This is a genomic window from Deinococcus frigens DSM 12807 (assembly GCF_000701425.1).
GTDB classification, from domain to species: domain Bacteria; phylum Deinococcota; class Deinococci; order Deinococcales; family Deinococcaceae; genus Deinococcus; species Deinococcus frigens.
Window position 1 is genome coordinate 48,834 of record NZ_KL370781.1, and the last position, 13,361, is coordinate 62,194.

Consider the following 13,361-nt stretch of genomic DNA (forward strand, 5'->3'; position numbering starts at 1 on the left):
GTCAGACGCTGTTCCAAACCCATAATGCGCGAACTCTACAGAACCTGTCCAGTTCATGGAGCTTCAAATCTATTCCATTTTCATGCATCACGTCCCACGCGTCGTTCTGGGACAACGCGAACCCCCCGCCTTTCGCACGTCACGGGGGGTTCGCGCCGCTGTTATCAAAGTACAGTTAAAGAATCAGGGGCGCACTCAGATCACGGTACTGGTCACGCCCGAACGCCTCGACAAACTTCTCGCGCGGCTGGCGCAGGCGGTAGATGCGAATGCTGTCTTCGGTCACGTCCATCTCGGACAGCAACTTTTCGCGCAAGGCCAGCAGTTGCACGTCGCTGACGCTCACTTCAAAAACGCTGTTCTGAACACGCTGACCGTGAGCCACACACACTTTGGCGACACGGCGCAAGCGTTTACGCCCAGCGGGAGTTTCAGTAGACACGTCGTAGCAGATCAGCAGGTCAATCATCAGCGGTGCAGGTAGGGCGGGTAATGGGGGCGGTCACCGCGCAGATGCTGTGCCAGCAGGCGGGCCTGAACATGTGGAATCAGGCCCAGCGGGGTTTTGCGGGCGGTCAGAGGATGCGTGACCTCCTCCTGCTTACGCTCTTGCAGGTGCTTGATGATGGTGCGCCGCCCGTCCTCGGTGATAGTCACGGTGCGGCCCTCATGCAACACGAAGTCGCGTGGGGTCAATTGCTGGCGGTTGATCAGGGTGATCACGGCGCGGTCAGCCGTGACGGGGCGCAGTTCTTCCATCAGGTCTAGGGCTAGGCTAGCCCGCCCAGGGCGCAGGGCATGTAAAAAGCCCACCTGTGGGTCCAGACCCACGCTCTGGCAGGCGCTGGCACAGTCTCCGGCCAGCAGGGTGTAAACGTAATTCAGGGTGGCGTTGATCGGGTCACGCGCGGGGCGACGGGTGCGCTCACCCAGCCAGAAAAAGTCGCGGTTGACGCGCAACATCAGGCTGAAGACTTCAAAGTAACGGCGTGCGGCGCTGCCCTCGATGCCGCGCACCTCGTCCACGGTTTCCGCTAACGGCAGGCCGCCGATCTGCGCGTTGATGTCCTGGGCCGCCTGCCGCAGCGCCGGGGCATCTTCCGGGTCCGCCTCGCGGGCCGAACGCAGCAGGGCGGTCTTCTGATTTTGCAGTTTGCCTGCTGCCACATAACGCGACACCGCCAGGGTGCGGTGCTCGTCGCAGGCGCAGGCGTGCTGGGCCACCCGCAACAGCACATTGCCACTGACTGGTGTTTCCAGGCGGGCGGTGAAGCGGCCCCACTCGGTCAGCCACGTCACGGGCTTGTGGTTGCGGCCCAGGTGCTGGATCAGGAAGGGGCTGAGCAGCACGTTGCCAAACACCACCACACCATCTAGGTGGTGCAGCGGCAGCATGGCGACACGCGTGCCGTCCACGTCCACGCGCACGTTGTCGTTTTCCAGCCTCAAGTAACTGCCCTGAGTCTGGACATACAGGGTATTCAGGAGCGTTCTCACGGTGTCTCCATGGCAGTGCTGAAGGGGTCATAACCACGCGGAAAGTCGCGCGGCGCAAACGGCTCGCATTCGTCGTAGAGGCTGCAAAACTGACAGCGTTCGTCAGCGGCGGGCGCGGGCAGGACGCGCGTTTGCAACAATTCGCGCACGCCGTCCACGGCGGCCAGCACAGCTCCGCGCAATTCCGACGTGAAAACCACCTCGCGCCGTTTGCGGCTGGCAACGTGATAGATGAAACCACCCGGAATCTGGACACCGAACATTTCTTCTAAACACAGCGCCTGTGCGCAGAGCTGCACCTCATCGGCCAGCCGTGGCTTGGCCTTGCCGGACTTGTATTCCACCGGGCGCGGTGAACCGTCGGGCAGGAGTTCCACGACATCGGCCACGCCCGAAATGCCATGTTTCAGTGAGTAGAGCGGCAAGGCACGCAGCGTCCGCACCCCTTCTCGCTCGTCGTTGCCGCCCGCATGAACGCGCTCGTGGGCCTGATTACCGCGTGCCACGAAGACATTCTCGCCAAAGGTGGCGTCCAGCAAATTGATGGCTGCCTGACGCGGACAGAATGCGTAATGCTGTAAGGCCGAGAGATTCACCGGATCGTCCATTTGAGCCTCCGAAAGCGGTGCAGGCCAGACAGAGCGGTGCGCCACTGTCCAGCCTGCGCTCCGAATTCAGCCCTCAACGAGGCGCGTCAGGGTCACGCCTTGCGGTAGGGCGGCGTCCAGTCCGTTCACCCGGTAATCACTGAAGGCGCGGGGTGGGCTTTCCCTGTCCAACAACTCCGGCTGAATGGGCGTCAGCAATTTCTGCGCCGGAGCGTTGCCCAGCTTGCTCTCATGGCTAAACACGTACAAACCCCGGCAGGCGGTCAAGCCGCGTGAGGCGCTGCGGTCCAGGTCCCACATATTTTCCAGCGCCTGCCACAGCACCCGCAGGTCTTCGCCGTCAAAGCCGGTTGTCTCGGCGAACGTAGGCACGTAAAAGCCGTAAGCGACGTACAGGCCGTAGGGGATGAAGGCTTTACGGCCCATCGTGCCGTGGCCTGAAACACCTTCTCCGTCTTCGTCACGGGTGGTTTTATCGCTTGCCTTGGTCAGCGCGACCCGCGTAATAGCAATATCGAGAGCCAGAATAGGACTGGCACTTCTTGCAAACGTAAGCTGTACGGGGCCACGGACTTGACCCGCATTGGCCTCCTTGACACTCATCACTGCGCCAAATGTACGAATATCGTAAAAGTTTTCGCACATCCAGTCACGAACGCCAGGCGCTTCTACGTTTTCTTTCGGCTTGATGTTCAATGCTTTGTAGGCGCGATGGTTGCGATCATTGAGAATCGCGCCCTGCTGCACATAAATCTTGAAGCGCTCCTCCTGGCCTTTGAGGGCGTCCACATAGTTGCGAACCTTGCGCTTAAGGGCCACGTCCGTGACCAGGCCGTAGCCTGTCTCGGGGTCAATGCGCGGCAGGTTGCCCGCGTCGGGGTCCCCGTTGGGGTTGCCATTCTGGACATCAAAGAGCAGCACGAAGTCGTGGCGGACGGCGGGGTTCAGGTGCGCTTCACTCATGGGTATCGTCTCCTGTCTGGTCATCGGTGTGAGGTGAATCGGTGTCGGTGGGTTCGGCGGCGGACTGGGCGGCTTTGCGGGCAGTGGCAGCATCCCGACGTTCGCGCATCTCGGCGCTCAGGGCTGCTTTCTGGTGGTAATACCCGAGGCTGAACAGTGCCTGTTCCTTAATGCTCAGCGGGCGCTGCGGCAATTCGGTGGGCGAGAGACGGGTCATCACGCTCTGAAGCAGGGCCTGTTTCTCGTCGTGCCGGTAACGGTTCTCCTTGCGAAGCTTTTGCAGGTGCGCCTGCGAACCCTGAATCAGGCGGCCCATCACGGCGTAGGGCGTGGTACTCATTGAGCCGTAAAAGCGGTCAACCAGCGTGGTGTTGGCCCGCATCACCGCGTGTTGAATATCGTCCAACACAGCCAGCAAACGGCCCAGGTGGTAGGCCGGGCTGGGATAGGTTTCGTCTAAGTAGGCCAGGGTATCGGGCTGCAGATTGTCCATTTCAAACTCCTTGGGGCGGGAGAGCAGTGCCATGCGAGTCAGGGCGGCGCGGGGGCGCGTGACGAATCAGCGCCTCGGTATCGGCCTCGGTTTTGTCCTTCTTGGGATCGCGGTACATCGCCCCGATCAGTTCATAAATGCCGTAGAGCTTGCCGTCGTGTTCCTCGCTCATGGGGGCCATCGCCTGACTGGCAAAGTAAGCGGCCAGGCGAGCGGTGGTTTCGGCGACGGTGCTTTGCAAGTGCGTCCGAACGGCGATACGGCTGCCGCTGGGCGTCATACCAAGGCTGTAAAAAGCGGCGGCGCTGCTGAGCGTCACTCCCGGTGGCCGAAAAATGCTGTTCAGGGCGTCGCGGTACTCGGCGGGGTCAGACTGCACGGCCCGTTGCTGGCGCTTGGCACCGAGGAGACGGCGCTGCTTGACCTCCCCCCCCAGCACTTCGGGATTCTGTATCAGCGGCCCGACGGGTGGAACATCACCCTCACTTGTCCAGAAGGCGTAGCTGACTCCGCCCACGCTGAGACTGGTCTTGCGGTCTGAGAGCAGGACATTGAGCGCGGTGGCATATTTGCGGGCCTCGTCAAAGCCGACAGGGGCGATTCTGGAACCTCTAAGACCATACGACTCAAAAGCGCTGGCATTGGCGCTGATGTAGTTCATCCCGGCCATTTGCCCGCCGAAGATGCCCTTGATCTTGACCGGTTCAATACTGATGGTCGGCCCGAATTCTCCGCTGATCAGGCTCTGTGCTTGCACGGCCTCTTCAGCAGCGGGGGCGCAGATTTCGGCCCAGTAGCGCTGAACGTCTGGCAGTTCAATCAGCAGTTGGCCGTCCACCACGAAAGCGAATTGATCGGCGCTCTTGTAATCGGGCTTGTCGGCCAGATGCTCAGCGTGGAAGGCCACCGGGTCAAGCTGCTCCAGAAACGTCGCCACCGCCCGCACGTCGCCGCGTCCGCTGGCCTCAGCACATGCCTGGGTCAGTTTCAGGAAGGCTTGACGCTGCTTAGCTAGACGTTCCGGGTTGCCGTCGCCGAGGCCGAAGACGAATTCGGCTTTGTCGGCCAGCAGCTTGGGCTTGATGTCCACGCCGCGCACCACGTTCGGCGCGTTGAAGGTTTTGCCAGGGTCTTTGCCCTTTAATGCACCGCTGCTGGTACGCCGGGGCGGGCCGCGTAACTGGCCGCGCTGATCAAGGTCAATCAGCCACGGAATGACTTGCGGCGTGTACATGAACGGCAGCGCCTTGCCGTCGCGCTCCAGGCGGTCGGCATAGGCCACCAACTGACTGAGAATCATGCGCCTCCTCCCGCTGGACCGTCCAGTGATGCGGCATCCAATACAGGGGCGTACAGCTCCGGCGGAACACGCAGCACGCCGCCGTCGGTGAGCCTGGCGGCAAAGAAGTGCGGCGTGGCATGACCCTGCACCCAGCGCGGCCCTGCCTCGCCGTGGGCGCGGTATTTGAGTGGGCCTTTTTTGGCCTCGTCGAACTTCATGTCAAAGAGCATCTGTCCCAGCTTTAGCTCGCCTTCGCGCTCCGCATATTCACCGCCGAGTTGCTGAATAACGTTGTAGGCGGTGTCGTTTGAAGTCGGGAGTTCAAAGAAGGCCGTGAATTCCCGCGTCCCCAGGTAAGGCTGGTGAAATGCCTGCCCTTTGTCCACACGGCGCTGAAACATCTCGGTGTATTTGATCAGTGGATCTTGGGTGTGCGGCTTCAGCACAATATCGGCGTGAATCACGTAGGCCACGTCCCGCAACACCAGCGCGTGCCGCTGCGAACGGTCCTCGTCGGCGTTAAAGCCGCCGCCGTCCTTGGCCCATTTGCGGGCAGCCGTGGCGCTGGCAAGCGTGTTGACCTCGTTGCGCAGAATGCTCAGCCGCTTGACAGGCCGCAAGACATGGATTTCCCGCACCTGCCACTGAAATTCCGGTTTCCAGAAAATCGCCTCCAGCACCCCCGCGCCGCCGAGGGCGTCATTACATCATAAGAAACACGTTCAACTTTATTTTCAGGCCGGGTAAAACAGGCGTAATCGCCCCAGACTTTCAGCTTTAGCACATGGATTCTCCTTTGAGCCACTCAGGCGTTATGTCGCAAACATGCTCAATACACCTGTGCATCCATCCCTCCCGTGTCCAGCCCCAGTTTCAGGTCGTAGCGCTTATTCAACGGCCATTCGTAGACCTCCGGCGGCTCAGTGCCGAAGCGCTCGGCTTTCTGAGACAGCTCAGAAACCACGCGCAGATCAAAGGTTTTGATGTCGCGCCGCAGCACCTGTACCGTGTAGGGCTGGAGCCTGCGCCACGCGGCCCGAACCTGCGTGACCCGTGGATCATTCAGAATGATATTGAGCTGATGGTTAACCTCCTGCGGCGCGTATTGACGCACGATCACTGGCACAGTGGTGTCTTCAATCATCTCAAAGCCCCTGGCGACGGCCTCAAAATCCATCTCATCCTGGAGCTGGGCGATGGTGGCGCGGTGACCGCTTTCCAGCTTGATCGGCGTATCGGTGGAGACCGCCTGATACAGCTCACGGAAATACGGCGTGAAGGTGTCGGGGGCATGCAAATCGGAATCTTCGGCCAGGTATCGGTCGGCCAGATCACTACGAACCCGGTAATCGCCGGGCGGCAATTTATGTTCTTCGGGCCTGAACACGGTGACGCAGCCGCGTATCAGCTTCCCTTGCGCATCTGTCAGCTTGCCTTCGCGGTTACAGCGTCCCGCCGCCTGCACGATGGCTTCCAGCGGCCCCAGGGCGCGGTAAACACGCGGAAAATCCACGTCCACGCCCGCTTCAATCAGGTTGGTGGCAATCACGCGGCAGCGCTTGCCCTTCTTCAAACGGTCACTGATGACCCGGAAGATTCGCCTGCGGTGGTGCGGGCAGAGGTGGGTAGATAGGTGGTATACGTCCCAGAGCGGGTCGCCTGCCTGTCTGTGGCGCACCAGCAAGCGGTACAGCTCCTGGGCGTGCTTCTTGGTATTAACAATACACAGCGCCCGGTCGTTGCTGACGTCCAGCAGCTCGGCAGCGAGGGCGTCCCAGGTGGCTGGGTCGCGCACACGCTCCAGGTCGTAGTCCACCCGCTGAAGTTGCTGAAAGTAATGCGCTGGATGATCTATTAGCTCAAGCGCAGACTGCTGGCTGGGAAAGTCGTCCAGGGCGGGCTGGGTGGCCGTGCAAAACACCACGCTGACGTGATAACGGGCCACCAGTTCGCGCAAGGCTTCCAGAATCGGCGCGAGGCGGTGGGTGGGCAGGCTCTGAGCCTCGTCCAGCACGATGACGCTTCCGGCGACGTTGTGCAGCTTGCGAAGCTGGGCGGTGCGGTTGCCAAACAGCGTTTCCTGAAACAGTTGCACGGTGGTCGTGACGATCACGGGCGCGTCCCAGTTCTCGGTGGCGAGGCGTATGGGGTCGGGCATTTGCATCTCCTGCCCACGCGCCGGGGCCTTGAATTCCAGATTGCTGTGATGCTCCAGCACGTTCTGTTCGCCCAAAACCTCCCGAAAAACGCTGGCCGTCTGCTCAATGATGGTGGTAAACGGCACACCGTAAATCACGCGCCGCATCCCGGCCTGCTCAGCGCTGCCCCCGTGGTACGCGGCGTGGCTCAGAGCAAACCCCAATGAGGTCAGGGTTTTGCCACCACCTGTGGGCATGGTCAGCCGGAAGAAACCGGGAGGCAGGGCGGCTTTGCTGGTGGCCTGCTGGTACATTTCGCGGCGCAGGGCGTTGATCGCTTTGGGATTACGGGCGTCTGCCACTGCGTATTCTGCCTGGGCTGTTTCCAGGCGAGCAAAAAGTTGGGCCATGCTGCCCTGGCTGGCCCTGGCAGCAGCCCGCGCTTGGGTGTTGTGCGGGCTGCCGTGAGATTCGGTGTCCAGCCGATCAGCGTCTACCAGTGCGCCCAATAGCATCCGGGTATAGAGCGTGCGGGCCGCGCCCTTCAGCCCGGTATCTATTGGAGGTGTCTCCAGCAGCGTCGCCAGTTCGGGGATATCCTCGCAGGCCAGCGCGAAGAGTTCTTCCACTTCCTCCTGGGCAGTATCGGAAAGGCGGCCCAGCAGACGCGGCACGTCGCGCAGCCCGCCGTGGTGGTTGGCAACGACGAACGGCAATTCGCTGCCGAGCTGACGCTGGGTGTTCACCAGAACACAGAGGGCCTTCGCCCCCGCATCACTGTGCGGCGCAGGTTTCTCCGGGTAGCTCTGGGGCTGCGCCGTGACCGGATTCCAGCCCAGACGATAATGCTGAAACTCCAGGCGGTACTTGCCCAGATCATGGGTCAGCCCCAGCCAATGCGCGTCCAGATCGGCATGACTAACCTGGAAGAATCGGGCATGTTGCCGAACAAGGTCAGTGACACCCCGTGCGTGATCGGCCAACGTTTGCCAGTTTGTGCCGTTTTTCGGCGGACTGTGGCCCATGAACTGCATCTTCATAATTGCTCCTCCCCACCCACCACAGCCGCCCGCAACTCACTGAGCCAGTGTTCGCGCAGATGCGGCGGCGACAGCACCTGGACCCGTGGGCCAAAACTGAGAATCCAGGGCAGCGCCTCACGCGGCAGGCCGCTGGAATCCACTGGCGCGTCAATGGTGACGGTGATGCTGCCGTCGTCGTGGCGGGTCGGCTCGCTCATCTGGGCATAGCCACCTTCCAGAATCCGGTACGCGGCATCGGCGCGGAACCGGAGCGCAATGGTCTCGGCGGCCCGGCCTTGCGTTCCTACTACGCCCCAGGCCGCATGAAAGAACTGCTGTGGATCGAAGGTGTCAGGAATGGTATAAGTCTGATCGCTCAGGACCTGCAAGGCGCGCAGACGCGAGAGCTTGAATGTTCGCACGCCATTGTGGAATGAGGTTTCCAGGCCAATCAAATACAGGTCCAGATTCTGTGGATGCGCCTCAATTAGGTACGTTTCCATGATATTAGTGCGCCATTGGCCGCTGCCGCCGGGCTTGCGGTATTCAAAGCGCAACGGATGGGCACCCAGCCAGGCGGCGGCCACTTTCTCAAGGTTCAGATCCTCGCGATTGTTGCGCCGTCCCACGTCCTGAAGACTGCGGTTTACCACGCCATGCAAGTGTTCAGGTAGCCATTGACCAAGTTTCTGGAGTGCGGCGCGGTGGTGCATGCGTTCGCCCACTGCCCGGTGATAGGTCAGTCGGGCAGCGGCATGCAAGGCCAGAATCTCCACCGGATGCAGGGTGCTCCGGTGGGTTTCAATAACATGGCGTGGTGGTCGCCCTGATATTTTCCGATAATCACTTTCCAAACGTTGCAAATCATGAATATCACGCTGAATGGAGCGCTCAACACCAGACCAACCTTCACCCCCCACGCTTGCCGTGGGATACAGCGCCAGCGCCAATTCACGCACTGAGCGAGGGCCTTCGCGTAGCAGAGTCGCCAGACGGAATAAGCGCTCAGCTTTTGGGATGGCCTCGGGCGCGGCTTGACCGTGCATAACGTCAAGCTACTGTCTCGCTGTCACTGACCTGTCACGAATGGATGACAGCGTTGTGTCAACACACATTAATTGAGTCTGCCATGCTCATCTCGCCATTCTAGTATCCAGCGGTCGTAGCGGCCTTCACAGAACATCTCGGTTCGCTCCGGCAGCGGGAAGACCAATCGACGCCACACCACCTCGTCGGAGAGGCAGACCAGGCCACCGTCAATACGAACGGCATCCCGCCAACCCAGCGCTTCCCAGAGTTCGCGCACAGTCCGGCTCAGTTCCTGCTGTTGCCTTCGGGGGGTAACTCCCGGCAGGGTCAAGGCGTCCACAGCCCGATCCACCGAAACCCGTCCGCCGCCCATGAGCAGGAAAACCAGCAGCGACGCGGCGGGGCGGTGTGCCTTGAGCGGCGCTTCCACCCCGCCCATAACTACCCGCACCGGGCCATCGACGGAGACCTCGGCCTCCCAGATCGGACGCGGCGCAACGACACCGATCTGAGCAAACAGCTCTGGAAAAACCCATGCCTCCTGACACGCCCACGCGGGCTGGAACCCCACAGCCTGAAGTGCGTCTCTGATATCCGCCTGCCCTTCCAGACGCAGCAGTTCAGCCTGTACCACTCCCGCCCGCCAGTGGTCTTCCACGCTGCCCGGTGGCACTAGCCTCAAAGCTGTCCGCGCTCCTACCCTGTCGCCTGCCAGCAACCGAACTGCGGCCAGATCGGCGTAGACGGCATGTGGCTGTGCATCGGCGATTTGATCGTGGTGCAACACCTGATATAGCTCTGCCAGTGCGTCGTTGTAGCGGCCTTGCAAGCGGGCAACCAACGCAGACGAGCGCATGGCTTGGGTGCGGTCATCTGCGGCCTCGGCTTTGGCCTGGGCCATCTCGAAAGCGTAGGCTGCGCGGGCAAACTGCCCCTGACGCAGATACAGTCCTCCCAGGCCACGCCACGCCGTTGCAAGGTAGGTTCGGCCTTCGGGCCGTCCGCCTGCTGCCACTGCCCGGCGCAGGCTTTGCTCCGCATCGGCCAATTCGCCTAATCTCAGGCAACTGATTCCCAAATTAGAAAGGGCCAGCGTCAGCAGACAGGTATCGCCACGCAGATCGGTAACCGCTTGCGCCAGCACATCACGCGCCGCTCCTTCCTGCCCTGCACGAATCAGGTGATAGGCAAAATCAAGTCCCAGCACCCCACGGTCACGCCCTTGAAGACTGCGGCGGGCTTCAGCAAAGGCAGCTTTCCAATCGGGCAGGCCAAGTTCAGCTAGGGCACTGGCCTGGAAGCGCCGGGCAATCACAGCGTCCGCTGAATCACAATGGGAGTCGCTGTCCAGTGCCTTCGCTGACCACTCCAACACCTGTGCCCACCGGCCATCCATAGACGCCAGAAACGCCTCGAATGCTGGATAGCAATCGGGCTGCTGGATAAGAACGCTTTCTAGCAGCGCCCGGTCGTTGGTACGGTACGCCACCCAGGCCCTGGCATGCGGCCAGTCTCCCGAACGCTGCACCTCCACGGGCACGCCCTCAAGCAAGCGTCGCCAAACTTGTGCCTGCGCCCTGGAACTCACCTGCTGTGCGCCGAGCCGGACATGGAGCGCCGCTGCCGTCCACTCCTGGGACGCCAGCAACGCTTCGACATGGGTGATCAGCTCATGGGAAAGACCCATCCGGCCAGTGTACGATCAACCACCCCCTAGACGGGTCGGCTCCTCGCACAGCAATTCCCCTTGCTTAGAGAATCTAGTCTCGGTTGCCACGGACACTGGATGCGCCACCACTGCTCCGCCCACCACGAGCGCCAAAATTAAAACCAGCAGCTTGGACATATTTACACTCCCCTGCTCTGGAAACGGGCGTTTCAGAGCGTCGTGCAGGAGGGCCGCAATAGCCTCATCCTCAGACGCGCCAAACTCCAGTGCTATGGACGCCACGCCCAGCAGATGTGACACGTAGGGAACGGCGGTGCCCTTGCGGTACTGTCCGCTGTGCCATTGATGCGCGAGATGGAGAGCCTGAACAAATCGGTCAGTGAGTGGGAATGCAGTCATGGCCTGATGCCAAGCAGTACCCATGCTCCTTCGCATCCAGCCCACCCGAAGTTTTAGCTTTCGGTGATGGTCTGGATGGCCCTGTTCTGGCGGTTGTCGGTCAACGGTTCCTGCTCCATCTCCAGAATGTCCAGCACGCCCTGCGCCCGGTACACCCGCCCGCGTTGCTTGCCGGTGATCTCGGTCAGCACGCCGTCTCGCAGCAGACGTTCGACGATGAGCTGGGCGCTGCGGTTCACCACCCCCAACTCGGTCTGAAGCTGCGTGGCGGTGGTAAAAGGCTGTTCTAGCAAGCGGTCTGTGGCGCGCAGCAGGTTAGAACTGGCCCGCTCTTGCTGGTAACGTGTCCGCCATTCCTCGCGGAGATCAAGCAGGCGCTGGGCGCGCTGGGCCGCGTCCCTGGCCTCATGCTCCACGCCACGCAGGAAAAAGGCCAGCCACGCCTCCCACTCGCCGCGTTGGCTGATCGCCAGCAGGTGATCGTAGTACGTGCTGCGGTGGCGCTCGAAGTAGGCAGAGAGGTACAGCAGCGGCTGGGTCAACAGTTGCCGGTCTAGCAGCAGCAGTGTGATCAGCAGGCGGCCTATGCGCCCATTCCCATCTAAAAAAGGATGCAACGCCTCGAATTGATAGTGCACCAGGGCAATTTCCACGAGGGGTGGCAGATCATTCTGGGCGTGGATGAAGCGTTCTAGATCACTCAACGCCTCGATTAAAAGTGGACCGGGTGGTGCGGGAACGAAAGTGGCTTCTCGGCGCTTGGCTCCGGCGGGACCGATCCAGTTCTGAGAGCGGCGCAGCTCACCAGGTGCGCGGTTCTGTCCCCGCACTCCAGACATCAGGACCGCGTGCATTTCGCGGAGCAACCGCGTGGAGACCGGCAGATCGGAGGCCAGACCATGCTCCAGCGCCCGCACGTAGTTCTGCACCTCCCTGGCGTCCTCACGCACTTCGGCTTCAGGGAACAGTGTGGGCATGCCCAGTTCCAGGGCGTAGAGGTCACTCAAAGACGCCTGGGTACCCTCAATCCTGCTGGACAGTACAGCTTCTCGGTTGACGAAGGGGCGGGTAAACAGGTAGGGATTGGGAAGGCGACGGCCCACGCCGCTCAATTCTCCCAAAGCCCGCTCAGCCTCACCCAGCAGACGCACGAGCGCGCCGCTCCACACCAGTTCAGGGGGCAGGGGGCGGGGTGCAAAGGCTGGCCCCTCCGCGTCCAGCGTGATGAGCTGTCCGGGAGAGCGGGGGCCGAAATCCTGGGGATGCATGGCCCTTAAGTTACCAAAGGCACGCGAAGTAGCCCAAGCGCCGGGACAGTGTTACTTGATTAGCCTTGGCCGCGCCGCAATGTTACTCACCCGGGCGAGCGCAACTTTATTCTTCCCAGTTCAAGATTGGGGATTGAAGGAGACCCTGGGCTGCCTCCGCTAGCAGACGGCCCTTGGCAAGTCTATGGATATTTGCATTAACCGCTTATAAGCCTATACTGCACATGTGCGGAGTGATCCCAGGACAATAATCCAGGCCCGGCTCAAAACGCTGGGCATGACTCAAGCCCAGCTGGCTAAAGAAATCGGAACCACGCCGTCCATCCTGAGCCGCACGCTAGGAACGCCGCTGGTCAGGCAGGACAGCCACTGGCCCGCGATTCTCGGAGTACTGGCCCTCAGAGTCAATATTGAACCAGATGCGGCAAAGGAGAACGGTGGCAGCGAAACCTAAGCGGAAGGCTGCCAAGGGCGGCAATGGTCAAGGCGGTGTACGGGAACTACCTTCTGGGCGGTGGCAGTGGCGTGCCACTGTGGAACTCTCCAATGGTGAGAGCAAGAGAATTGTCGGAACAGAGGAGAACAAGACCGAGGCCCAACGTGCCAAAGCTAGAGCCACGACGGACGCGTCGCGCGGCCAATTTGCCCTCAGTACCCGACACTTTCCACAGCCGTCGTCTGGCGCGGCGTCCAGAGTCGAATGAGGTGGGGCAGTTCGTCCACCGAAGCCCCAACCTGATGGGAATACGCCCGGACGAGCGACCGGAGGCCCAGGGTCACGACACTCCATGCGCGCCGTCCGTGTTTTTTAAGGGCCGTCTCCTGGTCGATGCCGACCAGAACGGTCCAAACATACGCCAGGGTCAATAAACAGAGCAGCCGCGTCACATGATTGGGAAGCGTCATGTGGGTGTTTTCCAACCGGAAGCCCTTCGTTTTGAGCGCCCTGAACAGGCATTCGATCTTCCAGCGCTTGCGGTACCCCTTCAGAAT

Annotated in this window: 13 protein-coding genes and 1 pseudogene; 1 reads left to right on the plus strand and 13 read right to left on the minus strand. The window is 61.2% G+C overall.

Annotation, left to right across the window (positions count from 1 at the left end):
- Positions 1 to 175: 175 nt before the first annotated feature.
- The 12 genes and pseudogenes from cas2 to Q322_RS0120380 all read right to left on the minus strand — a co-directional run bounded on the left by cas2 (position 176) and on the right by Q322_RS0120380 (position 12,368).
- Positions 176 to 469 (minus strand): CRISPR-associated endonuclease Cas2, encoded by a 294-nt coding sequence (gene cas2 / locus Q322_RS0120325; protein WP_245593339.1) that lies wholly within the window; start codon positions 467 to 469, stop codon positions 176 to 178.
- The gene (gene cas1c / locus Q322_RS0120330) at positions 469 to 1,497 is read right to left on the minus strand and encodes a type I-C CRISPR-associated endonuclease Cas1c (RefSeq protein WP_029479651.1); all 1,029 of its coding nucleotides are present in this window, start codon (positions 1,495 to 1,497) and stop codon (positions 469 to 471) included. Before cas1c ends, cas2 begins: the two co-directional genes overlap by 1 nt.
- Complete coding sequence (cas4, locus tag Q322_RS0120335) at positions 1,494 to 2,105, minus strand: CRISPR-associated protein Cas4 (protein WP_029479652.1); 612 nt, start codon at positions 2,103 to 2,105, stop codon at positions 1,494 to 1,496. The genes cas1c and cas4 overlap by 4 nt, the downstream gene beginning before the upstream one ends.
- Positions 2,106 to 2,171: 66 nt before the next feature.
- Positions 2,172 to 3,068, minus strand: coding sequence for a type I-C CRISPR-associated protein Cas7/Csd2 (gene cas7c / locus Q322_RS0120340; RefSeq protein WP_029479653.1), 897 nt, complete (start codon positions 3,066 to 3,068; stop codon positions 2,172 to 2,174).
- Positions 3,061 to 3,561: a type I-C CRISPR-associated protein Cas8c/Csd1 gene (locus Q322_RS24875; RefSeq protein WP_029479654.1), complete on the minus strand. Its 501-nt coding sequence runs from the start codon at positions 3,559 to 3,561 to the stop codon at positions 3,061 to 3,063. The genes cas7c and Q322_RS24875 overlap by 8 nt, the downstream gene beginning before the upstream one ends.
- A 1-nt stretch (position 3,562) precedes the next feature.
- Entirely contained in the window at positions 3,563 to 4,861 is a 1,299-nt protein-coding gene (locus tag Q322_RS0120350) for a type I-C CRISPR-associated protein Cas8c/Csd1 (protein ID WP_029479655.1), read from the minus strand.
- Positions 4,858 to 5,648 (minus strand): annotated as a pseudogene (gene cas5c, locus Q322_RS21450) (type I-C CRISPR-associated protein Cas5c). The gene Q322_RS0120350 and the pseudogene cas5c overlap by 4 nt, the downstream one beginning before the upstream one ends.
- 24 nt (positions 5,649 to 5,672) lie before the next feature.
- The gene (locus tag Q322_RS0120360) at positions 5,673 to 8,021 is read right to left on the minus strand and encodes a CRISPR-associated endonuclease Cas3'' (RefSeq protein WP_051668825.1); all 2,349 of its coding nucleotides are present in this window, start codon (positions 8,019 to 8,021) and stop codon (positions 5,673 to 5,675) included.
- A complete protein-coding gene (locus Q322_RS0120365) occupies positions 8,018 to 9,049 on the minus strand; it encodes a helix-turn-helix transcriptional regulator (protein ID WP_029479657.1) in 1,032 nt (343 codons plus the stop codon). The genes Q322_RS0120360 and Q322_RS0120365 overlap by 4 nt, the downstream gene beginning before the upstream one ends.
- A 68-nt stretch (positions 9,050 to 9,117) precedes the next feature.
- Positions 9,118 to 10,719: a tetratricopeptide repeat protein gene (locus Q322_RS0120370; protein WP_029479658.1), complete on the minus strand. Its 1,602-nt coding sequence runs from the start codon at positions 10,717 to 10,719 to the stop codon at positions 9,118 to 9,120.
- Positions 10,720 to 10,734: 15 nt separating this feature from the next.
- Entirely contained in the window at positions 10,735 to 11,100 is a 366-nt protein-coding gene (locus tag Q322_RS0120375) for an HD domain-containing protein (protein WP_034419469.1), read from the minus strand.
- Between the two features lie 53 nt (positions 11,101 to 11,153).
- Positions 11,154 to 12,368, minus strand: coding sequence for a Fic family protein (locus Q322_RS0120380; RefSeq protein ID WP_029479660.1), 1,215 nt, complete (start codon positions 12,366 to 12,368; stop codon positions 11,154 to 11,156).
- A gap of 226 nt (positions 12,369 to 12,594) precedes the next feature.
- Between Q322_RS0120380 and Q322_RS23775 the strand changes: the two genes are divergently transcribed.
- Positions 12,595 to 12,822 (plus strand): helix-turn-helix domain-containing protein, encoded by a 228-nt coding sequence (locus tag Q322_RS23775; RefSeq protein WP_342667675.1) that lies wholly within the window; start codon positions 12,595 to 12,597, stop codon positions 12,820 to 12,822.
- A gap of 194 nt (positions 12,823 to 13,016) precedes the next feature.
- Here the strand turns inward: Q322_RS23775 and Q322_RS23780 are convergent.
- Positions 13,017 to 13,361: transposase (locus tag Q322_RS23780; RefSeq protein WP_029479661.1), on the minus strand; the 345-nt coding region annotated here is incomplete at its 5' end.